Below are 22,219 nucleotides of genomic sequence, written 5' to 3'. Positions count from 1 at the left end.
AAAGGAGACAGAAGAAAAGTGGCGGTTTAGAGCCACTTTTCTTTGCCTCCTTTCGTTTGGAGAGAGCCAGAAAACACCGTCCCCAATGGTTAGCCCATATGTACGGTAGCGTGATATTCTTTTTTGCCGTCTTCAAATGGAATCAGGCATCCATCATAATCTTTTCCGTCAACGGTGACTTTCTGTACTCCTTTCTGAACGTGATCTGGATTGACTACATCGATGTAGTACATTGCATCACGGAAACGGCGGGTCAGCTGGAAGTCACCGAAATCTTCAGGGATACACGGATCGATGGTCAGTCCTTCGTAGGAAGGCTGTACGCCCAGAATAGCCTGGGACAGGTTGCAGAAGGTCCATGCAGCGGTTCCGGTCAGCCAGCTGTTCTTGGCTTCTCCGTGGAACCTGGCATCAGCACCGGCTACCATCTGTGAGTATACATACGGTTCCGTGCGATGGATCTCGCTGATCTCTTCGATATAGGATGGACAGGTCTTCTTGTAGATTTCAAAAGCACGTTTTCCTCTGCCGATCACAGTTTCTGCAATGGATACCCACGGATTGTTGTGACAGAAGATACCGGCATTTTCCTTATATCCTGGTGGATAGGAAGAGATCTCACCGAGGTTCAGATAGTAATGTGTATAGGCTGGCTGAAGAAGCATGATACCATATTTGGTATCCAGATGTTCTTTTACAGAATCCAGAGCTTTTTCGGCCAGACCTTCTTTTACGCCGATACCGGCCATGACACAGAAGCCCTGTGGTTCGATGAAGATCTTTCCTTCTTCGCATTCATGGGATCCTACTTTCTGGCTCTCTGCATCGTAAGCACGCAGGAACCATTCGCCATCCCAGCCGGCAGCCAGTACGGCATCGTACATTTCAGAAACTGCTTTTTCTGCTTCTTTTGCCAGATCTTCGTGCCCGGAGAGGTGGCTGATGTCAGCAAACTCTTTTCCGTATTTTACAAACATACCTGCGATAAATACAGATTCTGCTACAGGTCCCTCAGATGGTCCGGTGGTCTGGAAGGATTCACCTGGTTCTTTGGAGAAACAGTTCAGGTTCAGACAGTCATTCCAGTCAGCACGGCCGATCAGCGGCAGATCATGCGGGCCGAGATGTGTACGGGTATAAGTAAAGGAACGACGCAGGTGCTCGTAAAGGGTATCTGCTTTTTCTTTCTGATTATCAAAATCGACCATTTCATTCAGAATAGAGAAGTCACCGGTCTCTTTCAGATAAGCGGATACAGCGGCGATCAGCCACAGCGGGTCATCGTTAAATCCACTTCCGATGTCCAGATTACCTTTCTTGGTCAATGGCTGATACTGGTGATAAGCGCTTCCGTCTTCAAACTGAGTGGCAGCAATATCCAGAATACGTTCTCTGGCACGTTCCGGGATCAGGTGTACGAAGCCCAGAAGATCCTGACAGGAATCACGGAATCCCATACCACGGCCAGTTCCGGATTCATAGTAAGAAGCGGAACGGGACATATTGAACGTAATCATACACTGGTACTGGTTCCAGATATTGGCCATGCGGTTTACATGTGGATCCTGGCTCTTTACTGTGTAGCGTGCCAGAAGCTGATCCCAGTAAGCATGCAGATCATCGAAAGCTTTGCGAACCTGTTCGTCAGTGGCAAAACGTTCCATCAATTTGTGAGCAGGAGCTTTATTGATCACATTCGGAGCTTCCCATTTCTCCTCTTCCGGATTCTCACAGTAGCCCAGCAGGAAAATCAGCTCTCTGGATTCTCCCGGCTGAAGGGTCAGATCAATCTGGTGACTGGCAATCGGATACCATCCGCTGGCTACGGAACCGGTACATGCTCCTGCCTTTACTGCATCCGGAATGGCATTGCCATTGCCTCTGCCGAGGAAATCATCGCGGCTGGTGTCAAAACCATTGATATCCGCATTGACGGTAAAGAAGCTGTAATGATTGCGGCGTTCTCTGTATTCGGTCTTGTGGTAAATAGTACTACCTTCGATCTCGACCTCTCCGGTACTTAAGTTTCTCTGGAAGTTTGTCATATCATCTACTGCATTCCATAAACAGAATTCTACATAAGAAAAAAGAGAAATCGGTTTTTCCTGATTGGAATGGTTCGTCAGAACCAGCTTGTTGATCTCACAGGATGCATCCACCGGAACGAAAGCCAGCAGATTGGCTTCCAGACCATTTTTAGAAGAAATGAAACGGCTGTAGCCCATGCCATGGCGGCATTCATAGGAATCAACCGGTGTCCTGGAAGGCATAGTGCCAGGATTCCAGATGACATCCCCATCTTTAATGTAGTAATACTTTCCGTTAGAGTCGATCGGAAGCGTGTTGTAACGGTAACGGGTGATACGAAGCAGCTTCGCATCTTTATAGAAACTATAACCACCACAGGTGTTGGAAATCAAAGAAAAGAATCCGTCTGTACCCAGATAGTTGATCCATGGAAGCGGAGTATCCGGGGTGGTAATCACATATTCTCTGGCTTCATCATCAAAATGACCAAATTTCATAACAAAAACCTCCGTAAAAAATATTGGTATAAAATAGTAAGTATCCAAAAATTTGTAAAGGAAACAGTTGAAAAATAATACGAAAACGATGAAGCGAAAACGAAAGTGATCTATGACTTTAGTTCAGTATAGCGGAAAGGAAATGGAAAAGCAACTGTTTTTCTGGGTTTTCTGCGTTTTCGAAAATATGCTACGAAAAGTTTCGCAACATGTATGCGTTTTGTTGTGCTTTGTACCAGTTTATATACAATATAAATGGGAGATTCTTTGTGCAACCAGACGAAGATGGCGAAATATACAAAAAGATTCGAAAAACTATTGAACTTTTGTGCAAAAAGATATACAATACAGTCACGAAAACGATTAAGGGATTTGAATTTGACTAACAAAGAATTGAGGACACGGCGCTATGGTTTCGATGAAAGACATCGCTAAACAGTGCCATGTATCCGTAGCCAGTGTCAGCAAAGCGCTGAATGGATATTCGGATATCGGAGAAGAGACCAGGAACCTGATTATTACGACAGCACATGAGATGGGATACCTTCCGAATTCTTCTGCAAGGGCACTAAAGACAAAGAAAAGTTATAATCTTGGCGTTCTCTTTGTAGACGCCGCCATGAACGGACTGACACATGAATATTTCAATCATGTATTAGAAAGCTTCAAGTACAGAGCAGAGGAAAAAGGATACGACATCACATTCATAGCCGGCAACACAGCGGGACAGAAGATGAGCTTCTACGAACGATGCAGATACCGGGGGGTGGATGGAGTATTAGTAGCCTGCTTCAAGTATTATGAAGAAGATATTCAGGATCTGATCCGCTCAGAACTTCCGGTGGTCACCATTGACCACACCTTTGAAGGAAAAATTGCAGTTGTTTCCAATAATGTTCAGGGAATGGAAGAACTTGTTTCCTATATATACAGTATGGGACACAAAAAGATTGCATACATCCATGGAGACGATACCCCGGTGACGAGGAACCGGCTCAGCGGATTCTACCGGACCACACAGAGATATGGACTGGAGATCCCGGATGAATATGTCAAGGCTTCTTCTTATCGCGATCTGGAGATGGCCGCAAAAGCAACCGGCGAACTGTTGGATCTTCCAAATCCGCCGACCTGCATCATGTACCCGGATGATTATGCAGCCGTGGGTGGCATGAATGAGATCAGGGAACGGGGACTTCGGATTCCGGAAGACATATCCATTACCGGATATGACGGAATCGATCTGGTACGAATGATGGAACCGAAACTTACCACACTCTGTCAGGATACCAGGAAGATCGGAAGAATGGCAGCAGAGAAGCTGATCAGCCTAATCGAACACCCAAAGACCACACTGGTGGACAAGTTCTCCGTAGACGGGGTGCTGTTCAAGGGAGGTTCGGTAGGACGTAACCGAGAATGTTAACGCAGAGGGGTCTGCGCAACAGATAGAGGGTAAATACATATTTTATATTATTTTTTAAGGAGGATGTAGTATTATGAACAAGAAAATGATGGCAATTACTCTGACAACAGCAATGATCGGAACTATGATGGGTGCAACTGCTGTAATGGCTGAGGACGCAGCTTCATCCGATGAAGGCAAAGTATTAAACATTTACTGCTGGAATGAAGAATTTAAATCTCGTCTGACAGATCACTATCCAGGATATGAAGAGGTTGACGGAACACATGGCAAGATCGGTGATGTAGACGTAGTATGGAATATCACACCTTCAGATGACAATGCATATCAGAATAATCTGGATGAAACATTATTAAAACAGGCTGATGCAGCAGATGATGACAAGATCGACCTGTTCCTGGTAGAAGCTGACTATGCATTGAAATACGTGAATACAGATTATGCAATGCCAATCAAAGACCTTGGTATTACAGATGATGAAATCAAAGATCAGTATCAGTATACAAAAGATGTTATGACGGATTCAGACGGTAATTTGAAAGGACTTTCCTGGCAGGGATGCCCGGGAACTATGATCTACAGACGTGATATTGCCAAAGAAGTATTTGGAACAGATGATCCGGCAGAAGTACAGAAGAAAGTTGCTGACTGGGATTCTTTCAAAGCGACTGCTGAAGAACTGGCAGGTAAAGGCTATCAGATGACTTCTTCCGTAAATGATACCTATCGTGTATTCTCCAACAATGTAAGCAGTCCATGGGTAGTAGATGGAAAGATTACAGTAGACGACAATATCAAGAATTGGGTTGATATGTCTAAAGAAATGGTAGATGCAAGCGAGACTGGCACAGCAGAATTGTGGAGTGATGACTGGAGCAAGGGCTTCTTCACAGACAGCAATGTATTTGCATACTTCGGACCAGCATGGTTCATTGATTTCTCTATGAGTGCAGATCAGGACGGATCCGTAGGTAAAGATGGTGGCTGGGCTGCAACAGAAGGACCACAGGGCTTCTACTGGGGTGGAACATGGATTACAGCAGCTACAGGAACAGACAACCCAACATTGGTAGCAGATATTATGAGAACTATGACAACTAATGTTGATGTAATGGAAGAAATCGTAAAAGCAGATAACGATTTCGTAAACAACAAACCAGCTATGGAAGCTATGGCAGCTGATGAAAGTTATGGTGATGCAGTTCTGGGTGGACAGAATCCACTGGCTATGTTCTGTGCAGGAGCTGATAAGATTGACTTGAGCAATATGAGCATTTACGATCAGGGATGCAACGAAGAATTCCAGAATGCCATGAAGAACTACTTCGAGGGTAATGCAACTTATGAAGAAGCACTGGATCTGTTTAATAAAGCAGTTGTAGAAAAATATCCAGAATTAACATACTAATCTGATATTGCAGCGAATCATTCAATAAGTAAAAAGATGAAATATGCCTGCCTGATCATCGGGCAGGCATATTTAAAACCAAAGCGTGCCTGAAAGGAGAATGAAAATGCCAAAGAATCAAAACCATAAGGCAGTTCGCTATAACAAATGGGGGTATCTGTTTTTGATACCGTTTGTAGTGGTATACCTCATATTTCAGTTTGTGCCACTTGTCAGTACAATATATAACAGTTTTTTTGAAAATTATCGGTCTGGTCTGATGCAGATAGGACCGCGATTTGTGGGGTTTGATAATTATGTAAAACTCTTTCAGGATGGTGATATTTGGGTATATTTAAAAAACACCATGATTATGTGGATTATGGGATTTGTGCCACAGATTCTGGTATCTTTGTTGCTTGGAGCATGGTTCTCCAATCCAAGTCTGAGACTGAAAGGAAAACGATTTTTCAAAACGGTTATTTATCTGCCAAACCTGATTATGGCATCAGCATTTGCCATGTTATTTTTTACACTGTTCTCTGATGGAGGACCAATCAATGCCATGTTGCTTCATGCAGGAATACTGAAATCAGCATATAGCTTCTTCAGCCATGTCTGGAGTACAAGAACGCTGGTTGCATTACTGAACTTCCTGATGTGGTTTGGTAATACAACGATCCTTCTTATGGCAGGTATGATGGGAATTGATGCATCACTCTATGAAGCAGCAGAAGTAGATGGCGCTACTGCCACACAGATTTTCTTCAGAATCACATTGCCACTGCTTCGTCCGATTTTGATCTATGTTATGATTACATCACTGATCGGAGGAATCCAGATGTTTGATGTACCACAGATTCTGACAAATGGAACCGGTGATCCGATGAGATCTACCATGACACTGATTATGTTCCTGAATAAGCATTTGTACAGTAAGAACTTTGGTATGGGCGGTGCTTTATCAGTATGCCTGTTTATTATTACCGGTGTACTCAGTCTGATTGTATTCCGATTTAATAAAACCAAAGACTGACAGGGGGAGAGATCATGAATAACAAAAAAATGAAAAAAGGAATGAGTATGAAAGGTCAGCGTACCCTGGCATATATTGTACTGGTTCTGCTATCTTTCCTCTGCCTGTTCTGGTTCTATGTATTATTTATTAATGCGACCAGATCTAATGGAGCATTGAAACGTGGATTTACGGCAATTCCGGGAAGTTTTCTGATTACGAACTGGAAAAATCTTCTGGCAGGGACACTTCCGGTATGGCATGGAATGTTTAACAGTATCATAATTGCAGCCAGTTCAGCGGTTTTGTGTACTTATTTTTCTACTATGACTGCCTATGCTTTGCACGCCTATGATTTTAAAGGAAGAAAATTTATGTTTACCTTTATTCTGGCTGTTATGATGATCCCAACACAGGTAACTGCACTCGGATTTATTCAGCTTCTTGGAAAAATGCATCTGGATGACTCTTTTATTCCACTGATTGTTCCAAGTATAGCGGCACCGGTTACGTTCTTCTATATGAAACAGTATATGGAGAGCAATCTTCCATTGGAATTGGTAGAAGCAGCACGTATTGATGGATCTGGAGAATTTAGGACTTTCAATACTATTTCGCTTCCTTTGATGAAACCGGCAATTGCAGTGCAGGCAATCTTTACCTTTGTACAGAGTTGGAACAACTATTTTGTTCCGGCATTGGTACTTCATACGGATAAAAAGAAAACACTGCCAATATTGATTGCTCAGCTGCGAAGTGCAGACTTCCTGAAGTTTGATATGGGGCAGGTATATGTGATGATTGCATTTTCTATCTTCCCGGTTATTATTGTCTATATCTTGTTATCAAAATTTATTGTAGAAGGTGTCTCCGCAGGTGCGGTAAAAGGCTAAAAATGGAAACGCTGCTGAATGGGAAAACATGAGGCAGCGTTTTTTAGTGGAGACAGAAAAAATTACCCTTTCTTAAAATAATGGAACTTGTCAATGAATATAATCAATGGCATTCTTGAAAGTAATAGGATAAGAAACAGGAGGGCAAAAAACGTGAAATTTACAGAAGGATATTGGTTAAGAAGTGAACGAAGCAACGGGCTGTTTGCAACAGAAGGCTATTATGTGGATGAGATTCCAGGAGGAATGCGCATCGTTGCACCGACAGCACATACCAATGACAGGGGCGGCACCTTGAATATGCCGACGATTACCATACAGAAGAGATCTGCGAAGCAAAAGTTATCATTACAGAGGACGAGGCACTGATGGACACTGGTGTACTTCAGGTCCGTGTGAACCGGAAGCAGTTCTCCTATGCATTTGAAGCGGACGGCAAGGTGCTGACCTCCTGCAATCTGCGTAATCTGGGACTGATCCGCTGGGATCGCCAGCCAAGTACCATGTTTGGCGAAGCCAATTACCTGACAGAAAAGTATCAGCCATATATGATGAACGAACTGTCTCTGTCCGTGGGAGAATGTGTCTATGGTCTTGGAGAACGTTTTACGGCGTTTGTAAAAAATGGTCAGACAGTGGATACCTGGAATGAAGATGGTGGAACCGTTTCTCAGATCGCATACAAGAGCATTCCATTCTATATGACGAATAAAGGTTACGGTGTTTTCGTAGACTGCACGGATCAGGTATCTTTTGAAGTAGCCAGTGAGAAAGTAGAATATGTGGGATTCTCCGTGCCGGGTGAAAAGATGAAATATGTTTTTTTCTATGGCCCGTCACCAAAAGAGATATTGAAGCTGTATACGGCTATGCTGGGCAGACCGGCGCTTCCGCCGGCATGGTCCTTTGGACTGTGGCTGTCTACATCCTTTACTACCAATTATGATGAAGAGACCACCAGCTCTTTTATTAACGGTATGTTTGAACGGGATATTCCGATGCGGGTATTCCATTTTGACTGCTTCTGGATGAAAGCATTCCACTGGTGTGACTTTGAATGGGATAAAGACTGCTTCCCGGATATCAAAGGAACGATTCAGAGATATCATGACAAGGGACTGAAGATCTGTGTATGGATCAATTCTTATATTGCACAGGGCACACCGTTCTTCAAAGAGGGCGCAGAAAAAGGCTATCTGCTGAAGCGTGCAGATGGAAAGGGCGTATGGCAGACCGATAACTGGCAGGCCGGAATGGGACTGGTAGATTTTACCAATCCGGATGCAGTGAAATGGTACACGGATAAGCTGCGCACTCTGCTGGATGCCGGGGTAGACTGCTTCAAGACAGACTTTGGTGAACGTATCCCGGTAAATGTGGTTTACCATGATGGCAGTGATCCACATGCAATGCATAATTACTATACCTTCTTATATAATAGGGCAGTATTTCAACTGTTAAAAGAAGAAAAAGGAGAACGGGAGGCAGTGCTGTTTGCCAGAAGTGCCACAGCAGGAAGCCAGCAGTTCCCGGTTCACTGGGGCGGTGACTGTTTTGCAAATTATCCATCTATGGCAGAAACTATAAGAGGCGGTCTGTCCTTTGCCATGAGTGGATTCTCCTTCTGGAGTCACGATATCTCTGGATTTGAGAGTACTGCGACACCGGATCTGTATAAGAGATGGGCTGCATTTGGACTGCTTTCCAGTCACAGCCGTCTGCATGGTTCCGGAAGCTATCGTGTGCCGTGGCTGTTTGATGAAGAAGCCTGTGATGTAGTTGTACATTTCTCCAAACTGAAATGTACACTGATGCCGTATCTGTATGCAAAAGCGATCGAAGCACATGAAGAGGGAACACCAATGATGCGGCCGATGGTATTTGAATATAGGAATGATCCGGCTGTAGCTTATCTGGACAGCCAGTATATGCTGGGCGATGCACTGCTGGTTGCTCCGATCCTGCGGGAAGACAGCGTATGCCAGTATTATCTGCCAAAAGGAGTATGGACTCACCTGCTCAGCGGAGAAGCCAGAAGAGGCGGATGCTGGCAGGAAGATACCTATGATTACTTCTCTCTGCCATTGTATGTAAAAGAAAATACACTGCTGGCTGTGGGACGGGAAAATCACAAGCCAGATTATGACTATGAGAATCAGATGGATCTGCGTCTGTATCAGCTGCAGGATGGCGCTGAGGCAGTCTGCAGAGTACCGGATGTGGATGGTCATATTGTGAATGTGATCCGTGCGAAGAGAACTGGCCGAACCATTGAACTGACTTCTGAAAAACCAATGCCACTGATGAAACTGACTCTGTATATGGGTACAGAAAAGACAGAATATACCATTGAGAGAGGAAAACAGCATGTACACACAGAAATTAAATAAGAACTGGAACATGCGCCGCATGGGAGATGAAGACTTCCAGACAGCTGTGGTACCGGGAACGGTCTATACCGATCTGTTGAGAAACGGCCAGATGGAAGATCCATTTTTCAAGGATAACGAAGATAGAGCATTGAAATTAATGGATGAGGACTATGAGTATCGTGCGACCTTCGACTGTGAAAAAGAAGTGATGGAAGCCATCGAACAGATCAGTGATGATCCGGTAGATTGAAAGCACTGCATTATTATGCAAAACGATTCTTTGCACCGCTGATGCTGTCCTGCGAAGAACAGGGGCAGATGTATTATGAACAGGATAAAGAGATCATGCGTACCGGAGAATCCTGGATGTACGAGAGGACAGCGAAGGAAGAGTGTTTGCAGCTACGGATGGCTATGGAGTCTACGAACTGGAGAACAACTATGTCTACTGCAGCTATCTCTGCAATTATAAAGTGTTTGATGGCAATTCCGGGGAGGAACTGGCCAGCATGTCAGTGCCGGTGACAAAAGAATATCGGTTTCAGGAAGAACCAAAAGTACGAATGGTGCTGCTGCTGTGCATACTGTCCTTTCTGATACTGCTGTATCTGGTGATTCTCTGGGCACGGGAAAACAGCATTAAGAAGCATTATCATTTGAGATTCCAGCAAAAGAAAGAAGAAGAGATCGCCAGACTGGCTTATCGGGATCTGGTAACCGGTGTATACAACCGAAACTACTTTGAACAGGAAAAAGAAAAGGCAGATATGGAACAGCTCTATGCTATTATTTTTGGCGGACTGAGCCGGTGTAGCTGGAGAACTATGTATATGAGCTGAAGGAAACATTCCGCAAAAGCAGTGAAGAAGAAAATCTGCCGATGTCATTTTCCATAGGAGCTGTCTACTATAACAAAATTGATAAAGAGACTATGAATGAACTGATCACCCGATGTGAGAAGATGCGGCTGCTGGATGAAAAACATGCAGAGTCAAACTTTATTGAAGGAAAAATGAAGCTGTTGTGACAGTTCACAGGCGTGAAAGAGACAGTTGAATGGAAATAGAGATGTATCATGCTTCATTTATGCAACATTCCTGAAAACCCGGGGAAATCACGAAAATGTTTCGTAGAATTCGAAAGAAAAAAAGTTACCCGAAATAGTTCAAGAAACAATTTATGGTGTATAATGATGGTAATGTGAAATAAGAATAGCTGTTTCAGGGCAATGTGCATGACAGACAGATATCAATGGTCGAAACAGTACAGGCGGAGCAGTGAGAATAAGAAGCAAAAACATATGAGAAAACGCATGAAAAAGAATGGAAAGGATGCTGAACTATGAGAATGGGAGAGAGAACGAAAAGGGTCCTGGCATTATTGACAGCAGGTGCTATGGTATTTACCAACACCGGAATGGATGTTCTGGCGAGCACATCCATCGTAGTAGGTGGTATTACAAGCGGAGAGGATAAGAAGGATGAGACTCCGGCTGAGTCTGAGAGCGAATCAGAAACAGGCACTGAACAGGAATCAGAATCCGAGAGTGAGACGGGCAGTGAAGCAGCATACACAGATCAGAAAGTATTTACCTGTGAAGGAGATCAGGCCACAGTGACCGTAACCGTACCGGATGAGGCGCAGATGCCGGCAGGCACTGAGCTGGAGGTACAGCCAGTGGTAGAAAACTCTGTGACTTATGATGAGATCAAAAATGCCCTGACAAATGAAGCACAGGAAGTCCTGGGGATCAGTGCGTTCCATCTGGCTTTCACCACAGACGGTGAAGCACAGATCCCGTCTGATATCGACTATCAGGTACAGATCGACTATAAAGATGCGGTGCTGGCAGTGGCAGAAGGACAGGAAGACAGCAGCGTAGGTGCCTACGTGAACCAGGCAGGTGCAACAGCAGACATCCAGACCAGCGAAAACGGCGCAGTGGAAGCTGTATCATTGAGTACGAAAGAACTGGGTGACGTGGCCGTGGTGAGAACCGGGGCAGTAGCAACGGAAGCTACCAAAACAGTTTATACTTATGAAGACGGAAATGTTAAGGTAACTGCGACACTTCAGAAAGCTGATGCAGTACCGGATGATGCAACATTTATAGTAACAAAATTGAATGAAGTGTCTCATGGGGAAGATTATGCTTATGCAGAACAGAAACTGCAAGAGTATCAAGAAGAGGAAAATGTATCATATAGTGATTATTTAGTATATGATATGCATTTTGAAGATAAAGATGGTAATGAAATAGAGCCGGAAGAAGGACAGGTTTCTGTAAATGTTTCTTATAAAAGAGCAAGAAGACTGTCGGAAGAAGCATCAGAAGATAGTATACAGGTATTGCATCTGGATGAAGAGAAAGATGTAATGGAAGACGTAACAGATAGTGTTAATGTTGATGAGAAGGGTAAACTGAAAGAAGTTAGTTTAATTACAGATTCGTTTAGTATTATTGTTATAGCAAATACAGGTGATGAAATAGAAGTCGAGCCCATGACAGATTATTCATTATATAATATTTTGAATAATTATAATACATTTGTAAAAACTAATGTAGGTATGGGACATTCAGTTGGACCTGTTGCAGTTGGCGGTAATTATGATGGCCAGTGGATATCTGGAAATGGATATGTCCATAAAGTTGATTCATATATTAAGGGAAAAGCAAACTTCGGAGGATATGATCCAAGAACAACATCAAAGTATTTATATTTGGGAAAAGAAAATGACCGTAAACCGAGCTGGGAAAATCAGATTCGTTATATAAAAAATGACGATTATATTGATTTTAATAAAGCATTTGCCAGTATAGCACAAGAGGCGAAAAGTGTAGCATCATCTATAAGTTATAGTACGCCTTCTGGAAATAAATTGATTGCAGGTGAAAGTTACAATATACATATAAATGATTTGGGCGGACAACTCAAATGGGAAACAGGGGAAAATGGAACTAGTTCTGATTCAGTGGTATATGATGATAGCAATGGTACTATTCGATTTTATGCGGATGCTTCTGTCTTTGGTAATCAAACAGAATATAATGCATCTGGAATGGGCATTGTGTATATTTTCCCAAATGCAACAGAAGTTGTAATTTCAAATGCATCTCAGCATTTAGGACATATTATTGCGCCAAATGCAGATGTCAGATTTGAAGGAACAATGAACTATGCAGGATGTATTATTGCTAAATCCTTACAGACGAATGGATCGGAGAGCCATATGTGGCCATATAATGGATCAAAAATTAGACCTGCGTCAAATGGATTTAAGGCTACTAAAACAGTCGATAATACAGAACCAACAGCTGAACAGGTATTCAATTTTAATTTAAGCGAATTAAAGAAAGATGGAGATGCATGGAAGTGGGATACAATTCAGACAAAACAAAATGCAGGAAGTAACATTGTTTTTGATGATATTAGCTATTCCTCAAATGCGCAGGTAGGAGATCACTGGTACTGTATTTCAGAATCGCAGAATCAGGATGTAACAGGTTATACTTTATCAACAGAGCAGTACGTAGTAAAAGTATCTGTTGCAAAACAGGTGAATGGATCTGAAACGGTATATAATAAAACAGTTTCTTATTACAGAGGAAATAATGTACTAGCGAATGATTCAGTGCCAGATGAAAATCAGTTAGTAAAAATTAGTAATGAGACTGAAATCACCTTCAACAACACAACGATAGGTGAGTCTGAGGTACCGGCCAGCGAAAGCTTCACGGCAGTGAAGAAAGTAGATGGAGAAACACCGTCAGGAAACCAGACCTTTACCTTCAAGCTGGAGCAGATCGGTGAGGTGCCGGAAGGAAGTGAGAAGCTTCAAGCCAGGGAAGAAAACAATAACTGAGAGAACGTAGACTTCGGAAGCATCAGCTACAGCAAGAATGGAACCTACTATTATAAGATTACCGAGACGGGAACATCCGAGGAGTATATCCTTGACAGCACAAGTTATGTAGTGAAAGTGGAAGTAACATCCGAGACAGCCATGGAAGGAAGCACACGCGTGACCCGGTACAGCAGCAGAGCAAGCTACTACAAGGGAAGCGGTGTGGAAGACTGCACAGAAGCAAACAAGGTAGAGAGCGTGGAAGGAATCACTTTCAACAATACGACAATAGGTGAGGAAGAGGTACCGGCCAGCGAAAGCTTCACGGCAGTGAAGAAAGTAGATGGAGAAACACCGTCAGGAAACCAGACCTTTACCTTCAAGCTGGAGCAGATCGGTGATGTGCCGGAAGGAAGCAAAAAGCTGGAAGAGAAGGCCACAGAGAACCATGGAGAGACAGTAGACTTCGGAAGCATCAGCTACAGCAAGAATGGAACCTACTATTATAAGATTAGTGAGACGGGAACATCCGAAAAGTACATCCTTGACGGCACAAGCTATGTAGTGAAAGTGGAAGTAACATCTGAGACAGCACTGGAAGGAAGCACACGTGTAACCAGATACAGCAGCAGAGCAAGCTACTACAAGGGAAGCAGCGTGGAAGACTGCACAGAAGCAAACAAGGTAGCAGGTGTGGCAGGAATCACTTTCAACAACACAACGATAGGTGAGTCTGAGGTGCCGACCAGCGAAAGATTCACGGCAGTGAAGAAAGTAGATGGGGAAACGCCATCAGAAAACCAGACCTTCACCTTCAAGCTGGAGCAGATCGGTGATGTGCCGGAAGGAAGCAAAAAGCTGGAAGAGAAGGCCACAGAGAACCATGGAGAGACAGTAGACTTCGGAAGCATCAGCTACAGCAAGAATGGAACCTACTATTATAAGATTAGTGAGACGGGAACATCCGATAAATATATCCTTGACGGCACAAGCTATGTAGTGAAAGTGGAAGTAACATCTGAGACAGCACTGGAAGGAAGCACACGTATAACCAGATACAGCAGCAGAGCAAGCTACTACAAGGGAAGCAGCGTGGAAGACTGCACAGAAGCAAACAAGGTAGCAGGTGTGGGTGGAATTGCATTCAACAACATTACGTATACAGCAACTGGAGAACTTGAGTTGGAAGCAACCAAGGTTTTGACAGGAAAAGAATTGACATCTGAGGAATTTAGTTTTGAACTGAAAAATAAAGAAGGAACTGTTCTACAGACAAAGAAAAATGATGCATTTGGTAATGTAAAATTTGATAAGATTGCATATACGTTAGATGATGTAGGTGAACATGTTTATACTGTATCTGAAGGTATCCCAGAAGATACAAATGGAATTATGTATGACAATAATGTCTACACAGTGGAAGTAGTCGTAAGTGATAATGGCGATGGTACGCTTCAGATAGACAAGACGATTAAAGACAGCGATGAAGAGAAGAGGGCAGATATCACATTCACCAACACCTACTACGAAAAAGGCTCTGCGAACCTGAGAGCTACCAAGGATTTCTCTGGTACTACATGGAAGGATGAAACATTCCAGTTTGTACTGACCGCAGGTAAAGCTGAAGGTAGCGAAGCAGCCAGCCCAATGCCAGAAGGTACAGTTGATGGAAGCAAGACAGTTACTGTTACCAAGGATAGCAAGACAGCTGAATTTGGCACTATTGTTTATGTAAACAATGGAACTTACAATTATCAGATCCATGAAGTGAATGATGAACAGGCCGGCATTACTTATGACGGAATTGTTTGGAATGTTCGGGTAATAGTAAGCAATGGCCAGAATGGTGTGAAGAATGTTGCAATCCAGTATAAGAAATCAACTGATGAAACTTATACTCAGTGGAATGATGCAAATGATGCATTTGCAGTAACATTCCATAACACATATGTCGAAAAAGGCACTGCAAGAATTCAGGTTGCAAAAGAGTTCAATGCAGATGAGTATCCAACAGGAGATGATGCATTTACCTTTACTCTGAAAGCTGCTCAGAACGAAGAAGGTACTACAGAAAGTCCTCTGCCAAAGCAGACTACCATTAAAGTAACAGATGCAAATGCAGTATCCTTTGGTGATATTACATTCGACACAAATGGTACTTATAACTACACCGTAGAAGAAAATGCCGGAATGCTTCCGAATGTCATCTATGATAAGACTGTATATGATGTACAGATCAAAGTAGAAGATGGCGGAAAAGCAGATGGTGTCAAGAAGATTACGGTAATGAGTAAGAAGCAGGCTGACAAGGAATATGCACCACTGGATGGCACGGTATTTACAGCAGCATTTAGCAATACCAGGTATGCAGTAAATGTTAAGAAGACAGATCTTACCGGAGTGAATGAAGTGAAAGGCGCAACAATTACAGTTTACAAAGCATCTGATATAAATGAAGATGGTACTGTAAAAGAGAACGCTGAAAAGATAACAGCATTTGAATCTAATGGTGGCGCAAACGATATCAGTGAAAAACTGATCCGTGGCGAAGCATATGTCCTGGTAGAGACCAGTGCACCGGAAGGATACGCATTTACCAACAACATTCCATTTACACTGAATGAGGATGGTACTGTTACCGTAGATAAAGAACTTCAGGCAGAAGATGGAACAATTCTTGTGAAGGATGCGCTGATTGGAGAACAGAAAGTTCCTCTCTCAGCTACCAAGACGCTGACCGGAGCAGCACTGACCGGTGATGATTTCTCCTTCACACTGGAAGAAGTAAAAGAAGACGGTACTACCGAACTTCTTCAGACCAAGACCAACGATGCAGCTGGAAAGGTAGCATTTGATGATCTGACCTATGATTATAAAGCAGAAGGAAAGACATTTACCTATGTAGTGAAAGAAACAGATACACAGAAAACTGGCATTACTTACAGCAAGGAAGCCTACACTGTGAAGGTTGTGATCTCCAAAGCCGATACCGAAGGAAAGATGACCGCAGAAGTTTCTTATACAGATGCAGATGGCAAAGCAGCAGATGCGATGAACTTCACCAATACATTTGCAGGAAGTGTTTCTCTTGTAAAGGTTGGTCCACAGCAGCAGAAGCTGGCCGGTGCGAAGTTCATGCTGTATCAGCAGCAGCCAAGTACCGATTACAAGGCATACGCTGAGACAGAATATGTGACAGATGTCAATGGTAACATCAAGGTAGATGGACTTCCGGAAGGAAACTACTACTTCGTAGAGACTACCGCACCGGATGGATATGTTATCAAGATGAATGACGATGGTACCGCAAAACAGTATCCATTCACCATCCAGGCTGGCAAGGCAGAAGCCACAGTTGGTGTGGATATTGATCTTGGACTGATCGAGAATGATACCATTACACCGGGAGAAGGTGGAGATATCGATCTGGGAAGTGTAACGATTGAAAAATCTGTTTTGAATGCTGCAGGCAAGACCATCACAGCAGACGGAACCACTTTCTACGCAGGTGTCTTCTCCAAGAATCAGGACGGCACTTACACACTTGTGAAGAGTGCAACACTGGAGCAGAATGGAAAAGTAACGATCAAGGATCTGACAGTTGGTACATACTATCTGTTCGAGACCACCAAACAGGGTGACAGAATCAACGAAGCTGATTTCGCATTCGAGATTACCGGAAATGGTCAGGAATTCCAGATTAAATCTGATGAAAATACTGATGTTAAACTGGTAAACAAAGAGAAGGAAACAGTAGAGTCTGAGGAAGAAACAGAAAAAGAATCTGAAGTCGAGACAGAGACAAAGACCAAGAAGACCACTACAGTAAAGACTGGTGATACCACACCAATCGCACTGTATGTAGGACTGCTGGCAGCTGCGGCAGTACTGATTGCACTGATCGTATTCCTGCGCAAAAGAAAAAACAAATAAGCTAGTGTAACAGCGGGGCGCCCGGAGAGATCTGGGCGCCTTGTTTTATTGATGAAAAAACAGAAAGTTGCATTATTAAAAATAAAAAGAGAATATCATATTGACATATGCAACCTGCAAGAGTATAGTAAAAATATATTTTCATTTCAAAGTGCAAGTGCACAGTAAGATTTCCTGACACATTTCTGAAATCTTATATCTAAAAGAATCAATAGAAGATCATTTCTGCAGGTTATCACCTGAATGATCCATTCAATGAATTGCAACGAGGAGACAGATTTGCTAAAATAAAGGAGGAGATAACTATCAAAAAAGAAAGAGATGTGATACAGTGGCATCCGGCATTTTGTAGTGCCACAGAGTTGGAATTTTTAGAGAATCGAAAAAACCTGGAGTTTCACAGAGAAGTAAATTTAAGCAGGAAACCATTGCAGATGGATTTACTGATTATTAAAAAGCTGGCAGATATCTCGTTAATAAATGAAATCGGACATATATTTAGGACAATAAGCGGGAATCCTCGGCAATTCAATTACCGAGATGAAAGCGCAGGATTGTGCATATCTGCACATTGAAAATAATATAATAATCTCCCAACTCTTGATATGAATGCCGTAACCGACATATAAACGATCGAAAATACGTTCGAACATTTGTTACATGTTTCTACTCATTATGTTATACTATATGTATGAAAGAAAATCTAATATATTACAGGACTTGCGTGTGTAATATCAACTACCATATGGTATGGTCAGTGAAATACCGGAGGAAGATATTAAAACCAGAAATCGAAGAATATCTTCAGGAACTGGTGCAGCAGATTGCTGAGGATAAGGGTTTTACCGTTCATCTGTTCGAATGTGGCGAAGGTGATCATGTCCACTGCTTTGTATCAGCTCCACCGAAGCTGTCCATAACAGCAATCGTTAAGTATCTGAAGGGAATCACCGGCAGAAAACTGTTCGAACATTTTCCGGAAATAAGAAACCAGCTATGGAAGGGAGAGCTGTGGAACCATTCCTATTATGTGGAAACGATCGGATCTGTATCTGAGGAAAATATCCGTCGTTATATTGAACATCAGAGCAAGTCGTATTAATTTAAAGCGGACTGTGAATACCGGTTTGCGTGACTGTCTGAAGGGGGGAGAGGAATGCTGCTGTCACATAGAACATCTGTAAAAATCCAGCCGGAATATTCCAATATCATAGGGCATATGTGTTATGCGGCTTCCAAACTCTGGAATATCTGTAACTATGAACGTCATCATTATAAAGAACTGGGACTGGAAAAGTATCCTGACTGGTATTATCAGAAAAAAGCACATAAAGGAAATTTGTGGTACAGACAGCTTCCATCACAGACGGCGCAGGAGACCTGCAAACAGTTGGACAAGGCATGGAAATCTTTTTATGTCCTGAAAAAGACCGGAGGGATCAAAGAACCAAATCCGCCCCGTTTTAAACAGGACAATATATCTGTTACATACATGCAGATGGGAATCCGGCATGAGAAAGGTTCAGACCAGCTGCGGCTGTCTCTGCCAAAGGATCTGAAAAGCTATATGGAAGAAACATACGGGATCTGTGAAAAATTTCTATATCTTGAAAATAAGATTTTCAGGGACATGGATCGTATAAAACAGCTGCAGATCTATCCACCGGAAAACGGAACATGCGATCTTATTGTTATCTATGAGATTGAAGAGCCGGAACAGCTTTCCCAGAATGGACATTATTTATCTATTGATCTGGGACTTCATAATCTGATGACCTGCTATGATTCTGGAAATGGCAGGACTTTTATCCTGGGAAGAAAATATCTTTTTCTGGAAAGATATTTTCATAAAGAGATAGCCAGAGTACAGTCTGTATGGTATGCGCAGCAATCGGAAAGAGGAATAAAATATCCAAAATCATCGAAACATATTCAGAGACTTTACAGGAAAAAGCAGAATACAGTAAAGGATTACCTTCACAAAGTGACTAGATGGATTGCAGAATATTGCAGAAAAGAAGATATCCGCTGTGTGGTTGTGGGAGACATCCGGAATATCCGTAAAGAAAAAGATATGGGACATAAGACCAACCAGAAGTTTCACGGACTGCCATATAACAGGCTGTACATCATGCTGGAATATAAACTGAAACTGTATGGAATACAATTGATAAAACAGGAAGAAAGCTATACCAGTCAGTGCAGTCCGTTATCACCGGAAGTATCAAAAAGATATGCAGAAGCGTCAAATCGAAAAGAGCGGGGTATGTATATAACTGGCGGAGTAAGATTTAACGCAGATACAGTAGGCGCATTTAATATCCTGCGGAAATATCTTTCCGTATCCGGAAAGCAGAAGAAACTGTCCGTAACCGGACTGAAAAATCCAGAAATAATAAAAGTAGCTGTATAGCCGAAAGCTAAGCAGTATTGGTGTCATGGACGCACCCTGAAAAAAGGCGGTATCCCGCCATATTTCAGATGCTCTGGCAACTTAGTTGCCGAGTAGTTCACAGAACATAATATAATCGAATATAAAAGTCCAAATGATAGCATGTCGATTGATGATTTTTATAAAACAATAGCATATGCCTGTTTATATAAAGCAACGAAAGGCAGACAGGCAGATGATATTAAGGCAGAGGAGATAACAATTTCCATGTTCCGGGAGCGATATCCAAGAGAATTGTTTCAGGATATCAGAACTTTTGGTATGGTAGTAGAACTATATCAGGATGGAATATATTACATAAAGGGAAAAGTTCCATTTCGGACACAGATTATTGTAACGAATCAGTTAAACCAGCAGAAGCATGAGAGTCTGCGGGTGCTATCTCAGAAGCTGATAGAAGAAGATGCAAGAAATTTCCTGAAAAAGATGGAGGTTCTTACAGAACCGGGTGGCAGAGAACTGATTGATTCTGTGCTGCATGTAAGTGTTGCAGCAAATCAAGAAGTTTATGAAAAAGTGAAAGGGGGAACGATTATGTATGAAACGATAAAAAATTTATTTAAAGAAGAATATGAAGAGATCAAGGCACAGACAGTGAAAGAAGCAGAAGAACTCAAGGCGCAAAAAATGAAAGAAGCAGAAGAACTCAAGGCGCAGATAATAAAGGAGGCAGAAGAAGAAGCAAAAAGAATAAAAGAAGCAGCCTGCCTTTTCAGAGATGGTAAGTAACAAAAATGTAAAAGTTTCACAGGGCATCTGGCATTGTCGGATGCCCTGTTTTATGTTATACTTGCTTTAGATTTATGCGTAAAAACATATACGGAAGGAGGCAGGGAAATTGGAAAATTATGCCATTGAGATGCTGAATATTACCAAGTGTTTTCCGGGCATTATTGCCAATGACAATATTACACTGCAGTTAAAAAAAGGCGAGATTCATGCGCTGCTGGGAGAGAATGGCGCAGGAAAGTCTACCCTGATGAGTGTATTATTTGGTCTTTATCAGCCAGAAGAGGGAGAGATCCGCAAGGATGGAAAGAAGGTAGAGATCAAGGATCCGAATGATGCCAATGATCTGGGAATTGGAATGGTGCATCAGCACTTTAAGCTGGTGGAATGTTTCAGTGTTCTGGATAATATTATTCTTGGTGTAGAGACTACGAAGCACGGATTTCTGCAGAAGGAAGAGGCGCGAAAGAAGGTTATGGCCTTATCTGAGAAGTATGGACTTCAGGTAGAGCCAGATGCTTTGATTGAGGATATCACGGTTGGTATGCAGCAGAGAACCGAGATCCTGAAGATGCTGTATCGTGACAATGAGATCCTGATTTTTGATGAACCGACTGCAGTACTGACTCCGCAGGAGATTCAGGAACTGATGAAGATCATGAAGAATCTGTCGGCAGAGGGCAAGAGTATTCTGTTTATCACGCACAAGCTGTCAGAGATTATGCAGGTTGCTGACCGTTGTACCGTACTCCGCAAGGGAAAATATGTGGGTACCGTAGAGACAAAGGATACCACACCGGAGAAGTTGTCTGCGATGATGGTTGGCCGTGATGTCAACTTTGCAGTAAAGAAGGAAGAATGCAAGCCGGGAGATGTGGTGCTGGATGTACAGAACATGACGGTAGCGTCCAGGCGTCATAAGAACAATGCGGTAAATAACGTATCTCTTCAGGTGCATCGTGGGGAGATTGTCTGTATCGCCGGTATTGATGGAAACGGCCAGACGGAGTTTGTCTATGGACTGACCGGGCTGGAGCCGTTAAAAGAGGGCAAGATTACCTTAAATGGAGAGGATATCACCCATGCCTCCATCCGGGAACGTTCTCTGAAGGGAATGAGCCATATCCCGGAAGACCGTCACAAGCATGGTCTGGTGCTGGATTACAGCCTGGAATACAATATGGTATTGCAGAGATACTTTGAACCGGAATTTACCGGAAAGGGAGGATTCCTGAAGAAGGGAGCCATCCGTTCTTATGCAAAGCGGCTGATTGATCAGTATGATGTACGTTCCGGTCAGGGACCGGTGACGATCGCCAGATCCATGTCCGGTGGTAATCAGCAGAAAGCGATCATTGCCCGTGAGATTGATAAGAATCCGGAACTGCTGGTGGCAGTACAGCCGACCCGTGGACTGGATGTGGGTGCGATTGAATATATCCACAGTCAGCTGGTGGCACAGAGAGACGCCGGAAAAGGTGTGCTTCTGGTCAGCCTGGAGCTGGATGAAGTTATGAATGTTTCTGACCGCATTCTGGTCATGTATGAAGGTGAGATCGTTGGAGAATTCGATCCGAAGAAAGTAACTGTAGAAGAACTGGGTCTGTACATGGCAGGCGCTAAGAGAAAGGAGGCCTAGGG

General features: G+C 42.9%; 16 protein-coding genes. 15 read left to right on the top strand and 1 reads right to left on the bottom strand.

The annotated features are described in order from the left end of the window. Nucleotides 1–89: 89 nt before the first annotated feature. A complete protein-coding gene (locus OCV47_RS08760; protein ID WP_262654721.1) occupies nt 90–2,525 on the bottom strand; it encodes a glycoside hydrolase family 94 protein in 2,436 nt (811 codons plus the stop codon). Nucleotides 2,526–2,934: 409 nt separating this feature from the next. Between OCV47_RS08760 and OCV47_RS08755 the strand changes: the two genes are divergently transcribed. From OCV47_RS08755 to OCV47_RS08685, 15 genes are all read left to right on the top strand, one after another. Beyond that, on the top strand, nt 2,935–3,951 hold the full coding sequence (locus tag OCV47_RS08755) for a LacI family DNA-binding transcriptional regulator (RefSeq protein ID WP_256301377.1): 1,017 nt from the start codon (nt 2,935–2,937) through the stop codon (nt 3,949–3,951). A 73-nt stretch (nt 3,952–4,024) separates the two neighbouring features. Next, the gene (locus tag OCV47_RS08750; RefSeq protein WP_256301375.1) at nt 4,025–5,359 is read left to right on the top strand and encodes a type 2 periplasmic-binding domain-containing protein; all 1,335 of its coding nucleotides are present in this window, start codon (nt 4,025–4,027) and stop codon (nt 5,357–5,359) included. Nucleotides 5,360–5,465: 106 nt separating this feature from the next. Next, nucleotides 5,466–6,374: a carbohydrate ABC transporter permease gene (locus tag OCV47_RS08745; protein WP_262654720.1), complete on the top strand. Its 909-nt coding sequence runs from the start codon at nt 5,466–5,468 to the stop codon at nt 6,372–6,374. A gap of 14 nt (nt 6,375–6,388) precedes the next feature. Beyond that, complete coding sequence (locus OCV47_RS08740) at nt 6,389–7,246, top strand: carbohydrate ABC transporter permease (protein WP_256301371.1); 858 nt, start codon at nt 6,389–6,391, stop codon at nt 7,244–7,246. Nucleotides 7,247–7,399: 153 nt separating this feature from the next. Next, nucleotides 7,400–7,615 carry a hypothetical protein gene (locus tag OCV47_RS08735; RefSeq protein ID WP_262654719.1) on the top strand — a complete coding sequence of 72 codons (216 nt, stop codon included), beginning with the start codon at nt 7,400–7,402 and terminating at the stop codon, nt 7,613–7,615. Next, nucleotides 7,615–9,636: an alpha-xylosidase gene (gene yicI / locus OCV47_RS08730; protein ID WP_262654718.1), complete on the top strand. Its 2,022-nt coding sequence runs from the start codon at nt 7,615–7,617 to the stop codon at nt 9,634–9,636. Before OCV47_RS08735 ends, yicI begins: the two co-directional genes overlap by 1 nt. Further along, the gene (locus tag OCV47_RS08725; protein ID WP_262654717.1) at nt 9,614–9,868 is read left to right on the top strand and encodes a glycosyl hydrolase 2 galactose-binding domain-containing protein; all 255 of its coding nucleotides are present in this window, start codon (nt 9,614–9,616) and stop codon (nt 9,866–9,868) included. The genes yicI and OCV47_RS08725 overlap by 23 nt, the downstream gene beginning before the upstream one ends. A gap of 142 nt (nt 9,869–10,010) precedes the next feature. Further along, complete coding sequence (locus tag OCV47_RS08720; RefSeq protein ID WP_262654716.1) at nt 10,011–10,457, top strand: GGDEF domain-containing protein; 447 nt, start codon at nt 10,011–10,013, stop codon at nt 10,455–10,457. Nucleotides 10,458–10,498: 41 nt separating this feature from the next. After that, nucleotides 10,499–10,645, top strand: a complete 147-nt coding sequence (locus OCV47_RS08715) for a hypothetical protein (protein WP_262654715.1) — start codon at nt 10,499–10,501, stop codon at nt 10,643–10,645. A 314-nt stretch (nt 10,646–10,959) separates the two neighbouring features. Beyond that, complete coding sequence (locus tag OCV47_RS08710) at nt 10,960–13,482, top strand: collagen-binding domain-containing protein (protein ID WP_262654714.1); 2,523 nt, start codon at nt 10,960–10,962, stop codon at nt 13,480–13,482. Nucleotides 13,483–13,503: 21 nt separating this feature from the next. Next, a complete protein-coding gene (locus OCV47_RS08705; RefSeq protein WP_262654745.1) occupies nt 13,504–17,397 on the top strand; it encodes a Spy0128 family protein in 3,894 nt (1,297 codons plus the stop codon). Between the two features lie 691 nt (nt 17,398–18,088). Next, on the top strand, nt 18,089–18,499 hold the full coding sequence (tnpA, locus tag OCV47_RS08700; protein WP_416888010.1) for an IS200/IS605 family transposase: 411 nt from the start codon (nt 18,089–18,091) through the stop codon (nt 18,497–18,499). A gap of 54 nt (nt 18,500–18,553) precedes the next feature. Beyond that, complete coding sequence (locus OCV47_RS08695; protein WP_262654713.1) at nt 18,554–19,810, top strand: RNA-guided endonuclease InsQ/TnpB family protein; 1,257 nt, start codon at nt 18,554–18,556, stop codon at nt 19,808–19,810. 141 nt (nt 19,811–19,951) lie between these two features. Further along, nucleotides 19,952–20,578, top strand: a complete 627-nt coding sequence (locus OCV47_RS08690; protein WP_262654712.1) for an ATP synthase F0 subunit B — start codon at nt 19,952–19,954, stop codon at nt 20,576–20,578. 130 nt (nt 20,579–20,708) lie between these two features. Then, nucleotides 20,709–22,217, top strand: coding sequence for an ABC transporter ATP-binding protein (locus OCV47_RS08685; RefSeq protein ID WP_262654743.1), 1,509 nt, complete (start codon nt 20,709–20,711; stop codon nt 22,215–22,217). Nucleotides 22,218–22,219 lie beyond the last annotated feature (2 nt).

It is taken from the genome of Muricoprocola aceti (assembly GCF_025567005.1).
GTDB classification, from domain to species: Bacteria; Bacillota; Clostridia; order Lachnospirales; family Lachnospiraceae; genus Marvinbryantia; species Marvinbryantia aceti.
This window is presented reverse-complemented; position numbering and strand designations above follow the sequence as displayed.